This is a genomic window from Budvicia diplopodorum, assembly GCF_009800925.1.
Classification (GTDB): Bacteria; Pseudomonadota; Gammaproteobacteria; order Enterobacterales; family Enterobacteriaceae; genus Budvicia; species Budvicia diplopodorum.
Genome location: NZ_WOYF01000018.1, coordinates 43,735 through 64,592, shown reverse-complemented (window position 1 = coordinate 64,592; position 20,858 = coordinate 43,735). Strand labels below are relative to the sequence as shown.

Genomic DNA, 20,858 nt, shown 5'->3' with positions numbered 1-20,858 from the left:
TCGTAACGAGAAACGAGATCAAGGGCCTGTCCAATGTGCATAAAAAAATCCGGAAACGGGTGAGCATTTCCGGATTCTTACACAACCACTGGATCGGTCAACCGATCCTTAACTGATCGGCATTACCACCGATAAGTGGCCGTTTTTGTTCGGCATAAAAAAGGTAACGCGGTTAGAGGAAAAATAGGGGAAAATAAAATCGGTAATATGAGTTTGCAGGCTATGTCACGATAGTTTTTTAGCCCATTCTTAACTTATTCTTAGTCCATTACTGACTTATTCTTAACTTATTTATTAACCTATTACTGGCTTATTTCAGCCTATTTATGACATGTTGGCACTGAGACAAAGCTTCGATGTTAGCGAAAATCAGAACCTGCAACTGCAGTATGGTATTGCCCGTATTGATGGTAATGGAATTGACGGCAAGCAAAAAGCCGGAGACAACGGTCTGACGGGAGGCTACAGCCAGTTTTTTGGCCTACGCCATAATCTCGACTTAGGCATCGTCACGCTAAACAACAGTGTGCGTTATGACGTACAGCAACTTGAGAGTAGCCGCAGTATTCGTTATTCGGGTGTAAATCAGGTAGCAGAATCAGATAACCAGCAACAATATCTGGAGTGGCGCAGCCAGTTTAGTAAAGGTTTTACACTTGAAAACGGAATAAACCTAACGCCAACTGCTGGTTTTAAACTGCGACAGACCAATGATGCTGGCTACAGTGAGCGCGGCGCGGGTGACTTTAATCTACAAATGGATACCCGTAAAGAAACCGCAGTGGATGCTGTAGTCGGCTTAAATCTTACCTATGTTGGCGACAACGGTTGGATGATGAACGCATTACTAGAAGGTGGTCCTAACCTTAGTTATAAACAATCGACTCAAACAGCTTCATTGCAAGGTGCCGGAGAAGATCGCTTCGCCGTAGCCAGCAATGAAAAAGGTGGTGACATCAACAGCATGGCTAAAGTCGGATTAAGCTATAGTCAGGGCGCCAGCAAACTAGCAATCGATGCCTATAACTGGAAAGAAGATGGAATCACGGATAAAGGTATGCTTATGAAATACAACTATAGCTTCTAATTAAGTTACGTTCGATAACAGTGCGGCCGGCAGGCCGCATTGCTATTTGTTTTCATACATTGCATCCCCGTTCAGCAAATAGCAAACATCGAGAAAAGCAGGCCCCCTCCGGCCCATAGTTTTGATCCATCCACGCCACTCTGCGCCCAACCGATTTTATACCGCAGACAGAAGTGAGGTCGTCCAGCGGACCACGCCAACCACCGACTGTCTGACCTTTGCATAGGTTGCCGTCACGGTAAAATAATAATCACCGTTCCAATTGAGACATAGCTCATAACAACGACTCAGATAAGTCGAAAAACATGATTTTTCATGGTATTAAGAGAGCTGAAAGCGACTACCTGCAGTTAAACTCAAAGACATTGGCGTGGCTATATCGCTAACGCCGCGGCAACTGTCAACTGCAGGTACGAAAGGGATAAAACAGACAAAGGCTACTCAATGCTAGATCACGATACTATCCGTTCATTTATTAAAGTTGCCGAATGCAGCAGTTTCTCTAAAGCGGCCGAATTGCTGCATAAAACCCCCGCAGCCATTAGCTATCGGATCAAAACGCTGGAAGACGACGTTGGTACTCAGCTATTTTTACGTACCACCCGTAGCGTGCTGCTCACGCCCGCAGGCTTGCACCTGTTGGAACAGTGCCGGATGTGGTTATCTTGGCTTGATAGCATACCCAATGAACTGCGCCAAATTACCGATGGCATAGAGCGCCAGGTCAATATCGTGGTCAATAACCTGCTGTATAACAGCGACGCCTCGACCGCCCTGCTGTGCCATTTACACAAAAAATTTCCGTTTACTCAATTCCAAATCTCCTGCCAGATCTATATGGGCGTTTGGGATAACCTGCTCTACGGTGACTGCCAGCTAGCCATCGGGGCTACCGGCAGTGAGTCACTGTCAAACAACATTAATATTCTGTCGCTGGGTGAAGTTGAGTGGATATTTGTTATGTCGCCCAATCATCCTTTAGCCAAAGGCCCCGAGACGCTAACCGATGAGATGATGCGCCCCTATCCGGCGATTAATACCGAAGATACCTCAAAAAACCTGACTAAACGCGTAGCCTGGCTGCTACCGGGGCAAAAAGAGATCAAAGTTCCTGACTTAGACAGCAAACTGAAGTGCCACCTTAATGGGCTTGGCGTTGGCTTTTTACCGCGCAAACTATGCCAACCATACCTTGAGTCCGGCCAGTTAGTTACCAAAAATATTCAAAATAGCCGTCAGCCTTCACAGCTCTCTCTGGCATGGAATAACGAAAAAGATGGCAAAATTGTTCAGCACATTGTCGAGCTGTTTGAAACCAGCGATCCGCTGATTAAAGGATTTTTAAATTTAATCACGCCGGGAAGCGCCAAGGTTAAAACGTAGTTAGTTCAATGCCCTGCCTCGCGGTTGAAAAGCAGCGCGGCAGGTTATTCCACGCGTTCTTCTTGCACCTCATATTTTACCACCACGTCATTTCGGTACAGGCACTCTGAATGTAACACTATCGGCTCTTGGCCCTTGCTGGAAATATCCCGCCAGATTTCATTTTGCCGATACACAGCGTTCCCCCGGCGTATAAACCGATGCGCTTTCTGATAGATGTGATATTTCACCGTTCTGGGTTTAGTACACAGAAGTTCGCCTTCCAACTGATGCTCTGCAACATGAATCATCAGTTGAAAACTGTCCTGAGTGGGGTTATGCAACACCAAATCGATATAGTTATAAAAAATAGCGGCCCCTGAGCCAAACGGTAATACCCGCCCTTCGTCAGGGAAAGGATCAAAACTATGGTTAGCGCGTTCAACCACGATCAACGGTGAATGAATTGCCATCCAGTGAATCAGATTACTTAACTGGCAGATTCCACCGCCAATGCCGCTGCGAGCTTCACCGAACGACAGTTCCATCCCTTCAACAAACCCACGTTCCTGAGTCGGTTTTCCCACCAGCTTACAAAAGGAGAAATATTCCCCCGGCCCGATGATAATTCCGCTGGTTGCCTGCGTCGCTAGCCGCAGGTTAATCACTTTATTGTGCTGCAAAGCAATATCGCTCTCGCCTAACTTACGAATAAGCTTTGAGGTATGTTTGATAAACCGATACTCAAGCCGCCGGTCTGGCGTTTTCTCACTGGCATAGCGTCGGGATGAAAATGCCCATTCGAGGTGGCGTAATGCTCGCTTTTGCCGAACTCTTAGCCAATACAGAGCCGGATGGTATGACGATAAAGGTTTGCGCATATCATTCACTAGTAACCGATTGAATGCTGGCTAAGCTAGCTCATCTGTATGTGTTTTCGATGAAAGAAGTACTTCACACACCGTCTAACCTGAAGATTTGTTACCGCCGAAGCGATATCGAGAGTGTTCCTATTCAAATTAGTGATATACCACCAAGGAATGTCTTTTTGCTATCCGCACTGATTTGCTCTGACTAAAAGCCTTAATAAAATTTTTATTCCATCGCCAACCTGCAAACGTTTGTCATTCCAAGTAACCGATTGCTATGATACACGCCATAATCAGTACCACGTTTCACCCGGCTCGTTTAAACCCTTAAGCTTCAGTTTCACGTAACCCCTGATTATACGGCTGTGCCGCTACGCTTTGTGTAGTGGCTTTTGGTTTTGATAACAGGCTGAAATTTGCGGCGTTGTTGAGCGCTATGGGCGTCGGGCCTAACCTTCCTCCGGTTAGGATTAGAAGGTCAAGAACGCGATAGCTGCGGTAAATATTGTACCATTTGATCAACGTAATATGTGGTACTAAACGGTAACTTTCAGAGGTATAGAGTGAGCGATAAAGCCCAGTTGGCAACACTAATTGATATGGCGGCAGGACGGGTTCCTGCTGATTTACTGATCGTGAACTGTAAGATTATCGACGTATTTAACCAGACGCTGATGGCCGGCCCACTGGCTATCGGGGCAGGAAAAATCATCGGCTGTGGTGACTATCAGGCGAAGGAAATTCTGGATGCCAAAGGCGGCTACGTTATGCCGGGCCTGATCGATGGTCACGTGCATATCGAATCATCATCACTCACTCCACCGCAGTTTGCCCGCTGTATTCTACCCCACGGCACCACCACCGTGATTGCCGATCCTCATGAAATTGCTAACGTTTGCGGGTTAGACGGCATTCGTTACATGCTCGACTCGTCTCGCAATTTACCGCTAAACGTGCGGATTATGCTGCCGTCTTGCGTGCCGGCTACGCCGTTTGAACAGGCCGGTGCGATTCTTGAAGCGGAAGATTTAGAACGGCTGATCGGTGACGACGGCGTTTTAGGACTGGGTGAAGTGATGGATTATCCCAGCGTCATCAACCACGCTGATTCGATGATGAATAAAATCATGATGGCCCGCCGTCACGATCGGGTGATTGATGGCCATAGCCCCGGCATGAAAGGTAAAGACTTAACCGCTTACGTGATAAGCGGCGTGATGACTGACCATGAATGTAGCCGCCGGGAAGAGATGGAAGAACGCCTGCGCTTAGGCATGTATATTCTGCTACGCGAAGGTTCTACCTGTAAGGATTTGCTCAACCTGATTCCGGTGATTACTCCGGCCAACGCTCGCCGCTGCGTGATGTGTACCGACGATCGTGAGCCTTCCGACATTTTATCTACCGGTCATATCAATAAAAGCCTTCGTATGGCGGTTGAAGCCGGATTGGATCCGTTGATGGCGATTGGTATGGCGACCCTGAACGCCGCTGAATGCTTCCGCCTGCGCGGCAAAGGTGCACTGGCTCCGGGCTATGATGCCGATATTCTGATTGTCGATAACCTGAGTCAGTTCAACGCTAAACACGTATTCACTCAGGGTAAAGAAATCGCCCGTGATGGCCAGATGCTGGTTGAAATTGACCACGTCATTCCAGATAGCGTACTGAATACGGTTCGCCTTGCACCCTTAACCGTAGACAGCTTTAAGCTCCCGTTAACCAGCAACAAAGTACGCGCTATCGGCGTGCAACCGGGCAGCGTCGTCACGCTAAATCAGGAATTACCGGTTGTAGCAGATGCGCAAGGGTTATTTAGCGCCGAGCTGAACCCCGGTCTGAATAAGCTGGCAGTTATTGAGCGCCATCACGCCACGGGAAATATGGGATTAGGCCTGTTAGCTAACTATGGTTTGAAAGGCGGAGCCATCGCTATTTCGGTTGCTCACGACTCCCACAATATCGTGGTGGTGGGCGATAATGATGCCGATATGCTCGCCGCCGTTAAAGACGTTGAATCGATGGGCGGTGGAGTCTCTCTCTGCCGTAAAGGGGAAATTCTTGCCCATCTGGCGTTACCCGTCGGCGGCCTGATGTCCGATAAGAGCGCGCCGGAAGTGGCAGAACACATTGAGCATATGCTTAACATTGCGCATAAAGCGTTTCAGATTAACCAAAACATTCAGCCGCTAATGACCTTGGTATTTATGACATTGCCGGTTATTCCGGCGCTAAAGCTGACGTCAACCGGCCTGTTTGACGTGATTAAATTCCAGCCGGTGGACGTGTGTGTTTGATGGCTACGCGGGTGAATGCAGGGGCTTTCGTTCTTGCTGATTCAGCGATGATTAATTTTGGTTTTGCGTAGGTTTCGTCCGCATTGATAATATTGGAATATGCGCTTTTTCTGGCGGCCGAAGGGCTGGCGTTTTCCCTCACTTCGCAGTGATGGGTTACGTGTCTGGTATCCTACCGTCGTCATCCCGGCGAACGCCGGGACCCAGGTTTTTACCAAAGTGGCGTCGAGGAAAGGCAACTGGATGTACGTTCAGCTCGGATGAATGACTCCTTTACACTAATCCGGCTTATCTTCTGACCAATTTATGATAACGTGACGGGTATAACTGATTGATTTAATCGCTTCGTCTCAGGCTACTCTTCATTTTCCCATCCATAAAATCACCGACAATCAGGGTCCACTACCATGCATAACTTCAGCTTACATCTCGCGACCAAAGTACTATTTGGTGAAGGTCAGATTGCTCAACTTCCTACCGTTATTCCAGCCGATGCCCGCGTATTGATAACCTATGGCGGCGGCAGCATTAAGCGTAACGGTATTTTGGATCAGGTACATAACGCGCTTAAAGGCTATACCCTGTTTGAGTTCGGCGGCATTGAGCCGAATCCGGCTTACGAAACGCTGATGAAAGCGGTAGAAGAAGTGCATAACAATAACATTGATTTCCTGTTGGCCGTTGGCGGCGGTTCGGTACTAGACGGCACCAAATTTATTGCCGCCGCAGCCGACTATGTCGGTGAGCCTTGGGAAATTGTCACCAGCCGCGGTAAAACCGTCACTAAGGCAATCCCGATTGGCTCGGTACTGACGTTACCGGCAACCGGTTCAGAAATGAACGAAGGCGCGGTGATTAGCCGTCGGGCTACCGGCGATAAGCAAGCCTTTATGTCTGAGCACGTGCTGCCCAAGTTTGCCATTTTAGACCCAGTTTCTACTTACAGCCTGCCGCCGCGTCAGGTTGCTAACGGCGTGGTTGATGCCTTTATTCATACTATCGAGCAATACCTGACCTACCCGGTCGATGCCAAAGTTCAGGATCGTTTTGCCGAAGGCCTGCTGTTAACCCTGATTGAAGAAGGGCCAAAGGCGCTGAAAAATCCGCAAGATTACGCGGTGCGGGCAAATATTATGTGGAGTGCCACCATGGCGCTAAACGGCCTGATTGGTGCCGGCGTTCCTCAGGACTGGACTACCCATATGCTGGGCCACGAATTAACCGCGATGCACGGCTTAGATCATGCCCAAACGCTGGCCATTATTCTTCCGGCGGTGATGCGTGCCAAGAAACAGCAAAAGCGGGCAAAACTGTTACAGTTCGCAGAAAGAGTGTGGAATATTGATTCGGGTTCTGAAGATGAGCGTATCGAGGCGGCCATCGTCGCGACTGAGAAATTCTTCCAGCAAATGGGCGCGCCTACCCGCCTGTCTGACTATCAGCTAGACGGCAGCACCATTCCGGCGCTGGTTAAAAAACTGGAACAACACGGTATGACCAAACTCGGTGAACATCACGATATTTCGCTGGCCGACAGCCAAAAGATTTACCAGTCAGCTATCTGATATCGGTAAAATGGAACCAAGCAGCGCCGTTGTTAACGACGGCGCTCATTCTAAGGCCGAACACCGTTAATCATCGTGATGATGATGCCCATGATGCCCTTCATCACCCTGCACCGATGTGTTATCCGGCACCATAACTAACTTACCGTAACGAACGCCGCGCTCAGTGATCACCTGTTCAGCCAATCGCTCCACTTCATCGCTGTTTCCCTTCAGCATGGACACTTCCATACAGCTACCGTGATCGAGGTGAACGTGAAGGCTCGCCAACGTCATATCGTGCTGGTCGTGGAAAGTGCGGGTTAATCGCTTAGACAGCTCTCTCGACTCATGGTCATACACGTACACCAAAGCCGCCACGCAGGGAGGATTACCTTCAACGATTAATGATGAATTCTGAATGCCGGTGCGGGTTAAGTCGCGTATAGCCTCGGAGCGATTCTGGTAATTCTTCTGCTTGATAATTTTATCGATCTCTTCCATTAAATCATCATCAATAGAAATGGTAATACGTTGCATCGCCGCTCTCCATAAGGTTAGAGTCTTGTGATTCATTCAGGGCATCATAGCGATAAACGGTCGATACGTCGAGGCGCTCTACGACCAAGAATCCCTTCCCTTCGGACGGTTGATTATTTATTCAACCGTACTATTTTTAACCAATAATACATTTTCATTTCTATTTCATATGTGAAGTGGAAGTGAAACGTTTGGTGAGCATTATAGGTAAATCCAATTAATTTATTGTTAAGAAAAATATTTCTTAACGGCTTGATACAAATCACCCCCGGCTGGGTAACTATTTTTGAATACCTAAGATATCCAAAGCCATATAACTTATATATCATTGCTGGCAATTTCTGAGCTACGCCACCATCGCTGATTTACATATCAGTAATTAAATCGTTAAGGGAATAACCAGTGAGTCCTATTGATTACATTATCAACCTGATTTTAAGCGGAATTCTTATTGTCGGTGTTTATCAGTTCTACTTTTTTACCCAACGTCATACCATTCGCAAAGTGAAAGAGTTCCATTCGCCTATTGACGAAAAAATCCCCTTCTGGCCAGTATGGTCGTGGGTTTATAGCTTTTTGTACTATCCGGCCATTCTTTATATCAACTGGATCGTCACCGATCATCGTCAGTTCATTATGATTGTTTTCAGCTATATCGTGCTGTTAGTTATGCAAATGACATTCTTCATGCTGTACCCGGTTTCAACGCCTGCGCACTGGAGAACCATGAATACTGGAAAAAGCCCGTCGGAACGATTCCTGCTGTATGTACAAAAATTTGATGATTCATCAAACTGCTTCCCAAGCATGCACGTTTCGGTAGCAACGCTAACCGCCTTACTGGCGCTAAGCACGCTGGGCCCTTGGGTATTTATGTTCCCGCTGTTGATCGCGATTTCATGTATGTTCACTAAGCAACACTACCTGATTGACCTGCCAGCAGGTGCGGTGCTTGGCTGGGTCGCGTTTCAGGTTTACTGCGCTGTCATGTAGGCTTGATGCCAACCGGCCACGCTCAGTGGCCGGCTATTTTGTTTTCTCCCCGTTTGTCACCTACTCTTATTAACGGTTATCACGTCTTATCGGCGCTTAAGGCTACCGTTGCCTGAATAGATAGCCACGCTGGTTTATCCACTAAATATGAGACGAACGTAAAATTTATGCGGCTTTGATTGCATCCCTTGCTCGTCAACGCTACCATTAGCCTATTCATTACTATTCATTAATGACGCATGAGTATTCATTTAAACGGCATAAATTGTTTCTACGGTTCCCATCAGGCACTCTTTGATATCAATCTGGATTGCCCTAGCGGAGAAACCTTGGTATTACTCGGCCCCAGCGGCGCGGGTAAGAGTTCATTGATCCGGGTATTAAATCTTCTGGAAAAACCCCGTTCGGGCCAATTGTCTATCGCGGGCAATAGCTTTGACTTCAGCCGCCCTCTGGCTGAGCCCGCAATTCGTGAACTGCGGCGTAACGTTGGCATGGTTTTTCAGCAATACAATTTATGGCCGCATTTAACGGTTATGCAAAATTTGATAGAAGCGCCCTGCCGCGTTCTTGGGCTATCCAAAGAAGCGGCCATCGGTCGCGCTGAAAAGCTGCTTAACCGGCTGCAGCTGACTAAATTCAGTACCCGTTTCCCGCTGCACCTTTCAGGTGGTCAACAGCAACGGGTTGCCATTGCCAGAGCCTTAATGATGGAACCAAAGATTCTATTATTTGATGAACCAACGGCGGCGCTGGATCCTGAAATCACCGCTCAGGTGGTCAATATTATTCGTGAACTGTCCGATACGGGAATTACGCAGGTTATCGTGACTCACGAAGTTGAATTTGCCAAGAAAACCGCCAGCCGCGTGGTGTATATGGAACAGGGTCGAGTGATTGAACACGGTGATGCCCAAGCGTTTATCCACCCGCAGACCAAAGAGTTTGCCGGTTATTTATCACATTAAACAGTCACACACGACAGTCACACTAAATAGTCACGCCAAATATCATACTAATTTTATCTATTTCTGGAGTTTGACATGAAAAAACTATTGGTTGCCACCCTTCTTACCGGCCTTAGCCTTTCTGCCGCAGCGGCAGAAAAAATTCGCTTTGCCACTGAGGCGTCTTATCCTCCGTTTGAATTTTTCGGTACCGACAATACGATCCAAGGATTCGACATCGATCTGGCCAAGGCCTTATGTAAAGAGATTAAGGCAGAATGTACCTTCGCTAATCAAGGTTTCGATAGTCTGGTTCCCGGCCTGAAGTTTCGCCGTTTTGATGCCGTTATTGCCGCCATGGACGTCACGCCAGAGCGTTTAGAGCAGGTTGCCTTCACCAATACTTATTACGATAACTCCGCTCAGTTTATTAGCGTAAAGGGTAAAGTTGCCGATTTGACCGCGCTTAAAGGGCTGAAGGTTGGTATGCAAAACGGAACTACCCATCAAAAATATCTGCTTGAAAAGCATCCTGAAATCAAGCCGGTTGCTTACGATAGCTATCAGAATGCCATTCTTGAACTGAAAAGTGGCCGTATCGATGCGGTGTTTGGCGACACCGCCGTGGTCGCTGAATGGCTGAAGAAAAATCCCGATCTGGCAACCGTGGGTGAAAAAATCACTGACAACACCTACTTCGGTACCGGTTTCGCCATTGCGGTTGGTCCTAAAAATACCGACCTGCGCGATAAGCTGAACGGCGCATTAGAAAAAATCAAGCAAGACGGTACCTATAAAACCGTCTATGACAAATGGTTCCAGAAGTAATCAAACCAGTGATGAATGAAATCCAACCTTTAGCAAGCGCCGCCGGGATGACCGTCGGCCTTGCCGTTTGCTCTCTCGCTCTCGGCCTGATTTTGGCGATGCTGTTTGCCGTATGGGAGTCGTCTCGCCTGAAAGCTATCGGCTATGTCGGTACCGGCTTGGTCACGATTTTGCGCGGGCTGCCTGAAATTCTGGTGGTGCTGTTTATCTATTTCGGCTCATCTGAGCTACTTATGGTACTGGCCGATGGATTCTCACTCTTCGGTATGACCATTAAGTTTACTATTGAGAATTTTGACGTTAGCCCGTTTCTGTGCGGCGTTATAGCCCTCTCTTTACTCTATGCTGCCTATGGTTCGCAAACCCTGCGCGGGGCGCTTAAAGCCGTTCCGCGCGGCCAGTGGGAATCGGGGCAGGCTCTGGGCCTGAGCAAATTGGCGATCTTCTTTCGCTTGATTATGCCGCAAATGTGGCGCCATGCTCTGCCCGGCTTAGGCAACCAGTGGTTAGTGTTATTAAAAGATACCGCGCTGGTTTCATTAATTAGCGTTAACGATCTGATGCAGCAGTCCAAAAGCATTGCGATCCGCACTCAAGAGCCCTTCACCTGGTACGTCATTGCCGCATTAATTTATCTGGCAATAACGCTGTTCAGCCAGTACGTGCTAAAAGCCATCGAACAGCACGCTACCCGCTTTGAACGGGAGGCGTCATAATGCTGAAGTATTTACCCGACATTATTCAGGGCCTCTATACCAGCCTGACCTTAACGGTAATTTCACTGATTGTGGCGCTGATCCTAGCCCTGCTTTTCACCGTGGTTCTGACGCTTAAAACACCCGTTGTTACTTGGCTAGTGAAAGGCTATATCACGCTGTTTACCGGAACGCCGCTGTTGGTTCAGTTCTTCTTGATTTACTACGGCCCGGGCCAGTTTGAATTTATAAAATCCTCGCCAATACTTTGGCATTTGGTGTCAGAGCCATGGCTCTCTGCCGTGGTGGCGCTGGCGCTGAATAGTGCCGCTTACTCAACCTTGCTATTTCACGGCGCGGTGCGGGCTATTCCCGCCGGCCAATGGCAATCTTGTGAAGCACTAGGCATGTCTAAAGGGCAAACCCTGCGTATTTTACTGCCTTACGCCTTCAAGCGTTCTTTGTCATCGTATTCAAACGAAGTGGTATTGGTGTTTAAGAGTACGTCGCTGGCCTACACCATTACCCTGATGGAAGTGATGGGCTACAGTCAGCTAATGTACGGCCGGACCTATGATGTGATGGTCTACGGCGCAGCCGGAATTATCTATCTGTGCGTGAACGGCCTGTTAACCTTGATGATGCGAATGGTTGAGCGTAAAGCGCTGGCGTTTGAGCATCGATAGGTTTTCATGATGATCGGTAAAAAGGCGCGGAGATGGCTTCCGCGCCTTTTTACTGCGGACAAAACCAACGGTTAATGATTTGGTCTTAAAAATAGCTAACCGGAGGGAGAGGGTTACAGACTACTTCCTGTAGTCTGCCCTATGGGCCAACACTGCGTGTTGTTCAACGCCGTTCCCGACGGCGTTGTCCGTTGGGGTCGTAGCTGCGAAAGCAGCCGGAGCGCCCCTAGGAATCCTAGGCCCGGTGCACGCTATACTCAAAAACGTCGCCCCTCGGCCGCTAGAAAAAGTCAATATTCCGATAGTGATTATGCGGACGAAACTTACGATAAAACCAAATTGAACCGCTTTGTCCTCCTCAACCGACTACCTCACCGGCATCCGCTCCGGGTCCGGGAACTGATATTCAAACCCCAGCTCCCGGCATATCTTTTGCCCGTTAATAATCCGCCCTAGAGAGGTTCTTTGCGTTGGGGTAAATGACGGTAGCGCAACGCCCAAAGCTTTAGCCATCATCGGGTAGAAATCTCGCTTACGCGGGTGCATATGCGCGCACAGATTATAAACCCGGCCGCCATCCGGTTGGGCCAGAAGCAGTTCAATCGCCGCAATCACGTCTTCCTGATGCACCAGATTCACGCCGCAGTTACCCTCGGGTAGCTCTTGCTTTCCGGCCAGAAAGCGCCCCGGATGGCGATCCGGGCCAATCAGCCCCGCCGGGCGCAAAATATCAACGCTCAGGTTTGGCAGATTGTGCAGCCAGTTCTCCAGCTCAACCAGAATTTTGCCGGACGGGCGTTTAGCATCACGCGGCGAGCCTTCAGTCACCTCACCGTCAGCGTCACCATACACCGAGGTGGAACTGATAAAAATAATCCGTGGAACCTGTTTGCTCAACGCACTATCGACTAAAGTCTGTACCGATTGGCGATATCCTTCACCCTGCTCCGGTGAGCGGCTGGCCGGTAAGGTAATAATGAGCACATCGCACTGAAGCAGCTGTTCCCAGTCGTTCGCATCACACTCCGGCTGCGGGGTCATCACTAACGAATAAGCCTCAATGCCTGACATCCGTGCCGCCTCAATGCCGTCCGGCGTAGTTTTGCTGCCCACAACCGGATACCCCTTTCCCATCAGAGAAATGGCTAATGGCATTCCCAGCCAGCCCAGACCAATAATTGAAACTTTCTTCATTCTCAGCATGCCTATTCAGTATGACTTTTCAGTATAAATAGAGTGAATACCATAAAATCAGATCGCCATATTCACCTGACTGACAACTTTTCATGGATAAACGGTGATAAGCAATAAGTATAATCCTTATCCCGCACCATCAGCGCGTTTGGCAATACGATGTTTACATATCGGCCGATCTGGTGATTATATTTACCGCTAAGATAATGCCGGGAAATAGCGCTAGCCGCTATAAATTGGTGGTAATCAAGGAGTTTGTTTCTCTTAATAATCCCCGGTCAACAGAGTGCATAATCCTATCTTTTTGTACCATTGATAATTATCGATAATATTTAAAAAAAGTAGTTGCCATTAAGTTGAACAATGGTTAGGTTATTGAACAGCAACAACACATATACCGTTTTAAATTACGCTCAAGGCGCAACATATTATGCATAACGTTCTGTTTAACCACCGTCATCACCATCATCCTGATTAGTCTTTGGGCGATAGGTGCTGGAAGACGATCAAAGAATCTTCCAGTGGCGACAGAAAGTTAAAGAGAGCCCTCGGAAGATTCCTTCCGAGGGCTTTTTTAATGCCCGCGAATCAAGAAACGAATTAGAAAAAATGAGAGGATTACCATGCTAGATAGAACCCGTTTACGCATCGCGATGCAAAAGTCAGGTCGTTTAAGCGATGAATCAAGAGAGCTGTTCGCCCGCTGTGGTATCAAAATTAATCTTCAGGAACAGCGCCTGATCGCTTTTGCTGAAAATATGCCGATCGATATTTTACGGGTCAGAGACGACGATATTCCCGGCCTGGTGATGGATGGCGTTGTCGATCTGGGTATCATTGGTGAAAACGTACTGGAAGAAGAGCTGTTAAGCCGCCGAGCTCAGGGTGAAGACCCGCGTTATATTACCCTGCGTCGTTTAGATTTCGGCGGCTGCCGCTTATCCATTGCCGTACCGTTAGACACTGAATATGCCGGTGCCCAAAGCCTGCAAAATACCCGCATCGCCACCTCTTATCCTCACTTACTAAAACGCTATCTGGACGAACAAAAAGTTCGCTTTAAGTCCTGTCTGTTGAACGGTTCAGTTGAAGTCGCACCGCGCGCTGGTCTGTCTGACGCTATCTGCGATTTAGTCTCTACCGGCGCGACCTTAGAGGCCAACGGCCTGCGTGAGGTTGAAGTGATTTACCGTTCTAAAGCCGCCCTGATTCAGCGGGATGGCGAAATGTCTGACGACAAACAGCAGCTAATCAATAAAATGCTGACCCGCATGCAGGGCGTGATACAGGCCCGTGAATCTAAATACATTATGCTGCACGCACCGAGCGACCGCCTTGACGAGATCATCGCCCTGCTACCGGGAGCCGAGCACCCTACGCTGCTGCCGCTGGCCGGTGACAAAAATCGCGTAGCGATGCACATGGTGAGCAGCGAAACCCTGTTCTGGGAAACCATGGAACAGCTTAAAGCCTTAGGTGCCAGCTCGATTCTGGTGTTACCAATCGAAAAAATGATGGAGTAACGGCCATGCAACTGACCTTCTGGGAAACAAGCACGCCACAGCAGCAAAAAGCGCTGCTGTCACGGCCTGCGGTTAACGCATCTGGCCGCATTAATGCGGCGGTAAAAGCGATCGTTGAGCGAGTGAAGATCGATGGCGACGGCGCGCTGCTTGAGCTTACCGCCAAGTTTGATAACGTCACGCTCAGCGATATTCGCGTAAGCCAGCAAGACATTGACGCCGCCAGCGCGCGCCTCGGCGATGATATCAAACAAGCGATGGCGATTGCCGCCCGCAATATTGAAACCTTCCACCGCGCTCAGGTCATTCCTGCTGTAGACATTGAAACCCAGCCCGGCGTGCGCTGCCGTCAGGTCACCCGCCCGATCCGTTCGGTTGGTTTATATATACCCGGCGGTACGGCACCGTTGCCCTCTACGGTATTAATGCTGGGAATCCCTTCCCGCCTGGCCGGGTGCAACGAAGTGGTGCTGTGCTCGCCGCCGCCGATTGCCGATGAAATTCTTTATGCCGCCAAGCTGTGCGGAATTAAAAACATATTCCAGCTCGGCGGCGCTCAGGCCATTGCTGCCATGGCGTTTGGTACTAACTCGGTAACTAAAGTCGATAAAATTTTCGGGCCGGGTAATGCCTACGTTACCGAAGCCAAACGTCAGGTCAGCCAGTCAATTAACGGCGCAGCGATTGATATGCCAGCGGGTCCGTCCGAAGTTCTGGTGATTGCCGACGGCGGGGCAACGCCGGCTTTTATTGCGTCCGATCTGTTGTCTCAGGCGGAACACGGCCCGGACTCTCAGGTTATCTTACTGACGCCGGATGAACGCATCGCTCAGGCAGTTTCTCTTGAATTAGAAAAGCAATTAGTTACGTTGTCACGATCAGAGATCGCCCGTCAGGCGCTGGCTGAAAGCCGCCTGATTGTGACCAAAGATCTCGATCAATGCATTGAAATCAGCAACCAATACGGGCCAGAGCATTTAATAATCCAAACCCGACGGCCAGAAGAACTGGTTGAGCGCATTACCAGCGCAGGTTCGGTATTTTTGGGCGATTGGTCACCGGAGTCGGCGGGCGATTACGCGTCGGGAACCAATCACGTTTTGCCTACCTATGGATATACCGCCACCAGCTCAAGCCTCGGTCTGGCGGATTTCCAAAAGCGCATGACGATACAACAGCTCACACCGCAAGGTTTTCTCGATCTGGCTCCGACTATCGAAACGCTGGCTCAGGCGGAACGGCTTACCGCCCACAAACAGGCAGTGACTCTGCGGGTAGCCGCACTCAACGCGTTAAATGGCAAAGCTTAGGAGGCGTTATGACTATCGAACAACTGGCCCGAAACAATGTGCGTCAATTAACGCCCTATCAGTCAGCCCGCCGCATTGGCGGCAAGGGCGATGTGTGGCTTAACGCTAATGAATACCCGGAAGCAATAGAGTATCAGCTGACTCAGCAAAACCTTAACCGCTATCCGGAATGCCAGCCGGCCAGCGTGCTGCAACGCTATGCGTCCTATGCGGGCGTGAAGCCCGAGCAAGTAATTGTTAGCCGCGGCGCGGATGAAGGCATCGAGCTGCTGATGCGCGTTTTCTGCCAACCGGGCCAAGATGCGGTTCTCTACTGCCCGCCAACCTACGGCATGTACAGCGTTAGCGCCGAAACCCTCGGCATTGAGCGCCGCACGGTGGCCAGCAAGTCTGACTGGCAGTTAGACCTTCCGGCGATTAAAGCCTCGCTCGACGGCGTTAAGCTGGTTTACGTATGCAGCCCCAATAACCCGACCGGCAACCTGATCAACCCCGATGATATCCGCGCGCTATTGGCGATGACTCAAAACCGGGCCTTAGTGGTGGTTGACGAAGCCTATATTGAGTTCTGCCCGCAGGCCAGCGTAGTCGGTTGGTTAGCCGAATATCCTCATCTGGTGATTTTACGCACCCTGTCTAAAGCCTTTGCGCTGGCAGGCTTACGCTGTGGCTTTACGCTGGCCAGCGAAGAGATTATTGGCCTGCTGCTCAAGGTGATTGCCCCTTATCCGCTGTCGACGCCGGTGGCCGACATTGCTGCACAGGCACTGAGCGATCGGGGAATTGCCACCATGCGCCAGCGGGTGGCTGAGCTCAATGCCCGCCGCGATCGCTTAAAGCAAACGCTGGCCGAATGCCCGGGCGTTACGCAGGTATTCCCGAGCGAAACCAACTATCTGCTGTTTAATCTTACCGACTCAGAGCGGGCTTTTAAGGCACTCTGGGAAAAGGGAATTATACTCAGAGATCAAAATAAACAGCCGGGGCTGAAGGGATGTCTACGCATATCTATCGGCACTCAGTGTGAATGTGACGCTGTCACAGACGCCCTCAAATCATACTAGAATCAGGAGCCGCCATGAGCCAGAAATACCTTTTTATCGACCGCGACGGTACCTTAATTGCCGAGCCGCCTGAAGATTTTCAGGTTGACCGGTTAGATAAGCTCGCCTTAGAGCCTCAGGTTATCCCTGCCCTGTTAAAGCTACAGTCCGCCGGTTTTGAATTAGTGATGATCACCAACCAAGACGGTTTAGGCACCGCCAGCTTCCCGCAGGAAGACTTTGAACCGCCGCACCAGCTGATGATGCAGATTTTCGAATCTCAGGGCATTAGCTTTAAACAAACGCTGATTTGCCCGCACCTTCCCGTTGAAAGCTGCGACTGCCGTAAGCCAAAAACCAAACTGGTGATCGGTTATCTAAATCAAGAGGTGATGGATTACGATAACTCTTATGTGATTGGCGATCGGGAAACTGACCTGCAGCTGGCCACCAATATGGGCATTAAAGGCATCCGCTACCAGCGCGATGCTCTTGGCTGGCAGCAGATTGTCGACCAGCTCACCAAGTCAGACCGCTATGCGCACGTCAACCGCACCACCAAAGAGACCTCAATCGACGTTGAAGTGTGGCTGGATCGCGAAGGCGGCAGCGAAATCCACAGCGGTATTGGCTTCTTTGACCATATGCTGGATCAGATTGCCACTCACGGCGGCTTTCGCATGAACGTTAACGTTAAGGGCGATCTGTTTATTGACGATCACCACACCATTGAAGACACCGGATTAGCCTTAGGCGAAGCGCTGAAAAAGGCGCTGGGCGATAAGCGCGGCATCGGCCGTTTCGGCTTTGTACTCCCCATGGACGAGTGCTTAGCCCGCTGTGCGTTGGATATTTCAGGCCGCCCGTTTCTGGAATATAAAGCCGAGTTTACCCATCAGCGGGTGGGCGACATGAGCACCGAAATGGTCGAGCACTTCTTCCACTCCCTCTCCTACTCGATGGCCTGTACTTTACACTTAAAAACCAAAGGCAAAAACGACCACCACCGGGTGGAAAGCCTGTATAAAGCGTTTGGCCGAACCTTGCGTCAGGCTATCCGCGTTGAAGGTAACACCTTACCCAGCTCTAAAGGGGTGCTATAGATGAATGTGGTCATTTTAGATACCGGCTGCGCCAATCTGGCTTCGGTCTCTTACGCCGTTAAACGGCTGGGCTACAGCCCGCAGGTCAGCCGCGATCCGGATATCGTTTTGCGCTCGGATAAGCTGTTCCTGCCGGGCGTGGGTTCAGCACCGGCGGCGATGAAACTGCTTAAGGAACGGGATCTGATCGAGCTTATCCGTGCCTGTACTCAGCCGGTGTTGGGCATTTGCCTTGGTATGCAGCTGATGGCAAAAAGCAGCGAAGAGGGAAATATCACTACACTGGGCATTATTGACGCACCGATTAACAAGATGCCGGACCATGGTTTACCCCTGCCGCACATGGGCTGGAATAAAGTGAGCTATCAGGCAGGCCATCACCTGTTTCGCGGCATCGACGAAGGTGCCTACTTTTACTTTGTACATGGATTTGCTATGCCCGTATGCTCAGCAACTATCGCACACGCCACCTACGGCGAGCACTTCACCGCCGCCGTACAGCAAGACAATTTCTTCGGCGTGCAGTTTCATCCAGAACGTTCTGGACAGGCCGGTTCGCAGCTGCTGAAAAACTTTCTGGAGATGTAACCCGCATGATTATTCCCGCTTTAGATTTAATTAACGGCACCGTAGTTCGCCTTCATCAGGGAGATTACGGTCAGCAGCGCGAGTATGGCAGCGATCCGCTGCCTCGCCTGCTAGACTATCAACGACAAGGCGCTCAGGTACTGCATTTAGTAGATTTAACCGGCGCAAAAGACCCGAAGGCTCGCCAGCTTCCGCTACTGCGCAAACTGCTGGGCGGCGTTAGCGTTCCGGTTCAGATTGGCGGCGGCATTCGTACTGAACAAGACGTAGCGGACTTAATTGATGCCGGAGCCAGCCGCATAGTGATTGGTTCCACCGCGGTTCGCCAGCCTGAAATGGTAGAAGGCTGGTTCTCACGCTTCGGTGCCGATGCTTTGGTGTTAGCGTTAGACGTACGCATTGATGAAAACGGCACCAAAAACGTGGCAATTAACGGCTGGCAGGAAAACTCAAGCCAAACGCTGGAAGCGATTGTAGAGCGCTATCGGTCGGTTGGCTTAAAGCACGTTCTGTGTACCGATATTTCACGCGACGGCACGCTGGCAGGCTCTAACGTTGAGCTATATTGTGAACTGGCCCAGCGTTACCCTGACATTGCCTTTCAGGCTTCCGGCGGTATTGGCGATCTGGATGACATCGCCGCCCTGCGCAACAGCGGAGTCAAAGGCGTGATTGTGGGCCGGGCCTTACTGGACGGCAAATTCAACGTAGAGGAGGCTATTTCATGCTGGCAAAACGGATAATCCCTTGCTTAGACGTTCGCGATGGTCAGGTGGTAAAAGGCGTACAGTTCCGTAACCATGAAATCATCGGCGACATCGTTCCGCTGGCTAAACGCTACGCTGAAGAAGGCGCAGACGAACTGGTGTTTTACGACATTACAGCCTCATCGGACGGCCGCGTAGTAGACAAAAGCTGGATTGCTAAAGTCGCCGAAGTGATAGATATTCCGTTCTGCGTCGCCGGTGGGATTAAAAGCATTGAAGATGCCGCCCAAATTCTATCGTTTGGCGCCGATAAGATTTCGATTAACTCCCCGGCGCTGGCCAATCCATCGCTGATTACTCAGCTTTCAGACCGCTTTGGCGTGCAGTGCATCGTGGTCGGCATTGATACCTGGTACAACCAAGAGCAAGATACCTATCAGGTTTATCAGTTTACCGGCGATGAAACCCGCACCAAGGCCACGGCCTGGAGCACGCTAGACTGGGTAAAAGAAGTACAAAAGCGCGGAGCCGGTGAAATCGTGTTAAACATGATGAATCAGGATGGCGTTCGCAACGGTTATGACTTAAAGCAGCTCAAACAGATCCGCAAAGTGTGTAAAGTCCCGCTGATTGCATCAGGCGGAGCCGGTACCATGGAGCACTTTTTAGACGCATTTAAGATAGCCAACGTTGACGGTGCCCTCGCCGCTTCGGTGTTTCATAAACAAATTATTAATATTGGCGAACTTAAACGTTATTTAGCCGAGAACAAGCTGGAGATCAGAACGTGTTAACACAACAACAGCATGACCAACTGGACTGGGAAAAAACCGCCGGTATGATGCCCGCAGTGGTTCAACACGCCGTCTCTGGCGAAGTTCTGATGCTGGGCTATATGAATCAGGCAGCCCTGAGCGAAACAGAACGCAGCGGCAAAGTCACCTTCTTCTCACGAACTAAGCAGCGCCTGTGGACCAAAGGTGAAAGCTCCGGCAACGTGCTTAACCTGGTTAGCATCACGCCCGACTGCGACAATGACAGCCTGCTGGTTCTGGCTAATCCCGTCGGACCAACCTGCCACACCGGCACCAGCAGCTGTTTCTCACCGGCCGCCAGCGACTGGAGTTTTCTGTATCAGTTAGAACAACTTCTGGCCAGCCGCAAGCACGCCGACCCAAGCTCCTCTTATACCGCCAAGCTCTACGCCAGCGGCACCAAGCGCATTGCGCAAAAAGTGGGTGAAGAAGGCGTAGAAACCGCGCTGGCGGCCACGGTTAACGATCGTGAAGAGCTGACCAACGAAGCCTCTGACCTGATGTATCACCTGCTGGTTCTGTTGCAGGATCAGGATTTAGATTTCAGCACGGTGATTAACCGACTGCGGGAAAGGCATAATAAAGCCTGAGGCTTGTTCCTATCGCAGGCTAACCGTTAATTGAAACGCCGACGCAGATAAACTCAAGCGTCGGCGTTTTCTTATGGGTAAAAAGAGCCTTTCGTTTCATCAAAAAACCCGCGCCACCTCGCAAATTTCCTAATCCA

At 50.0% G+C, this 20,858-nt stretch carries 20 protein-coding genes and 1 other annotated feature; of the genes, 17 read left to right on the top strand and 3 right to left on the bottom strand.

What is annotated here, in order from left to right; translation table 11 throughout:
• Positions 1-331: 331 nt before the first annotated feature.
• Both GVI43_RS14070 and allS read left to right on the top strand, forming a co-directional pair.
• A complete protein-coding gene (locus GVI43_RS14070) occupies positions 332-1,087 on the top strand; it encodes an autotransporter domain-containing protein (protein ID WP_159567488.1) in 756 nt (251 codons plus the stop codon).
• Positions 1,088-1,531: 444 nt separating this feature from the next.
• Positions 1,532-2,470 (top strand): HTH-type transcriptional activator AllS, encoded by a 939-nt coding sequence (allS, locus tag GVI43_RS14065; RefSeq protein ID WP_159567487.1) that lies wholly within the window; start codon positions 1,532-1,534, stop codon positions 2,468-2,470.
• 44 nt (positions 2,471-2,514) lie between these two features.
• Here the strand turns inward: allS and GVI43_RS14060 are convergent, their stop codons facing one another.
• Positions 2,515-3,330, bottom strand: coding sequence for a VanW family protein (locus tag GVI43_RS14060; RefSeq protein ID WP_159567486.1), 816 nt, complete (start codon positions 3,328-3,330; stop codon positions 2,515-2,517).
• A 551-nt stretch (positions 3,331-3,881) separates the two neighbouring features.
• Between GVI43_RS14060 and ade the strand changes: the two genes are divergently transcribed.
• Positions 3,882-5,615 carry an adenine deaminase gene (ade, locus tag GVI43_RS14055; RefSeq protein ID WP_211959102.1) on the top strand — a complete coding sequence of 578 codons (1,734 nt, stop codon included), beginning with the start codon at positions 3,882-3,884 and terminating at the stop codon, positions 5,613-5,615.
• A 407-nt stretch (positions 5,616-6,022) separates the two neighbouring features.
• Positions 6,023-7,180 carry an alcohol dehydrogenase gene (yqhD, locus tag GVI43_RS14050; protein ID WP_159567485.1) on the top strand — a complete coding sequence of 386 codons (1,158 nt, stop codon included), beginning with the start codon at positions 6,023-6,025 and terminating at the stop codon, positions 7,178-7,180.
• Positions 7,181-7,246: 66 nt separating this feature from the next.
• On the opposite strand, the gene nikR is transcribed toward yqhD, so the two are convergent.
• Positions 7,247-7,699: a nickel-responsive transcriptional regulator NikR gene (gene nikR / locus GVI43_RS14045; RefSeq protein ID WP_159567484.1), complete on the bottom strand. Its 453-nt coding sequence runs from the start codon at positions 7,697-7,699 to the stop codon at positions 7,247-7,249.
• A 402-nt stretch (positions 7,700-8,101) separates the two neighbouring features.
• Between nikR and GVI43_RS14040 the strand changes: the two genes are divergently transcribed.
• From GVI43_RS14040 to artM, 5 genes are all read left to right on the top strand, one after another.
• Positions 8,102-8,692, top strand: a complete 591-nt coding sequence (locus GVI43_RS14040; protein ID WP_159567483.1) for a phosphatase PAP2 family protein — start codon at positions 8,102-8,104, stop codon at positions 8,690-8,692.
• Between the two features lie 239 nt (positions 8,693-8,931).
• Positions 8,932-9,660: an arginine ABC transporter ATP-binding protein ArtP gene (gene artP, locus GVI43_RS14035; protein ID WP_159567482.1), complete on the top strand. Its 729-nt coding sequence runs from the start codon at positions 8,932-8,934 to the stop codon at positions 9,658-9,660.
• A gap of 75 nt (positions 9,661-9,735) precedes the next feature.
• Positions 9,736-10,467, top strand: a complete 732-nt coding sequence (artJ, locus tag GVI43_RS14030) for an arginine ABC transporter substrate-binding protein (RefSeq protein ID WP_159567481.1) — start codon at positions 9,736-9,738, stop codon at positions 10,465-10,467.
• A gap of 11 nt (positions 10,468-10,478) precedes the next feature.
• Positions 10,479-11,183: an arginine ABC transporter permease ArtQ gene (gene artQ / locus GVI43_RS14025; protein ID WP_159567480.1), complete on the top strand. Its 705-nt coding sequence runs from the start codon at positions 10,479-10,481 to the stop codon at positions 11,181-11,183.
• A complete protein-coding gene (gene artM, locus GVI43_RS14020; RefSeq protein ID WP_159567479.1) occupies positions 11,183-11,848 on the top strand; it encodes an arginine ABC transporter permease ArtM in 666 nt (221 codons plus the stop codon). The genes artQ and artM overlap by 1 nt, the downstream gene beginning before the upstream one ends.
• Before the next feature lie 366 nt (positions 11,849-12,214).
• On the opposite strand, the gene GVI43_RS14015 is transcribed toward artM, so the two are convergent.
• The gene (locus GVI43_RS14015) at positions 12,215-13,042 is read right to left on the bottom strand and encodes an SDR family oxidoreductase (protein ID WP_159567478.1); all 828 of its coding nucleotides are present in this window, start codon (positions 13,040-13,042) and stop codon (positions 12,215-12,217) included.
• Between the two features lie 453 nt (positions 13,043-13,495).
• Positions 13,496-13,620, top strand: a sequence feature (His leader region).
• A 45-nt stretch (positions 13,621-13,665) separates the two neighbouring features.
• Here GVI43_RS14015 and hisG point away from each other — a divergent pair.
• From hisG to hisIE, 8 genes are read left to right on the top strand one after another with little or no spacing between them, the layout of a single operon-like run.
• On the top strand, positions 13,666-14,565 hold the full coding sequence (gene hisG, locus GVI43_RS14010; RefSeq protein WP_159567477.1) for an ATP phosphoribosyltransferase: 900 nt from the start codon (positions 13,666-13,668) through the stop codon (positions 14,563-14,565).
• A 5-nt stretch (positions 14,566-14,570) separates the two neighbouring features.
• Positions 14,571-15,875: a histidinol dehydrogenase gene (gene hisD / locus GVI43_RS14005; protein ID WP_159567476.1), complete on the top strand. Its 1,305-nt coding sequence runs from the start codon at positions 14,571-14,573 to the stop codon at positions 15,873-15,875.
• 8 nt (positions 15,876-15,883) lie between these two features.
• A complete protein-coding gene (gene hisC, locus GVI43_RS14000) occupies positions 15,884-16,939 on the top strand; it encodes a histidinol-phosphate transaminase (protein WP_159567475.1) in 1,056 nt (351 codons plus the stop codon).
• A gap of 14 nt (positions 16,940-16,953) precedes the next feature.
• Entirely contained in the window at positions 16,954-18,021 is a 1,068-nt protein-coding gene (hisB, locus tag GVI43_RS13995) for a bifunctional histidinol-phosphatase/imidazoleglycerol-phosphate dehydratase HisB (RefSeq protein WP_159567474.1), read from the top strand.
• Positions 18,022-18,609 carry an imidazole glycerol phosphate synthase subunit HisH gene (hisH, locus tag GVI43_RS13990; protein WP_159567473.1) on the top strand — a complete coding sequence of 196 codons (588 nt, stop codon included), beginning with the start codon at positions 18,022-18,024 and terminating at the stop codon, positions 18,607-18,609.
• A 5-nt stretch (positions 18,610-18,614) separates the two neighbouring features.
• Entirely contained in the window at positions 18,615-19,352 is a 738-nt protein-coding gene (hisA, locus tag GVI43_RS13985; protein ID WP_159567472.1) for a 1-(5-phosphoribosyl)-5-[(5-phosphoribosylamino)methylideneamino]imidazole-4-carboxamide isomerase, read from the top strand.
• Complete coding sequence (gene hisF / locus GVI43_RS13980; protein ID WP_159567471.1) at positions 19,334-20,110, top strand: imidazole glycerol phosphate synthase subunit HisF; 777 nt, start codon at positions 19,334-19,336, stop codon at positions 20,108-20,110. Before hisA ends, hisF begins: the two co-directional genes overlap by 19 nt.
• The gene (hisIE, locus tag GVI43_RS13975) at positions 20,104-20,721 is read left to right on the top strand and encodes a bifunctional phosphoribosyl-AMP cyclohydrolase/phosphoribosyl-ATP diphosphatase HisIE (RefSeq protein WP_159567470.1); all 618 of its coding nucleotides are present in this window, start codon (positions 20,104-20,106) and stop codon (positions 20,719-20,721) included. The genes hisF and hisIE overlap by 7 nt, the downstream gene beginning before the upstream one ends.
• Positions 20,722-20,858 lie beyond the last annotated feature (137 nt).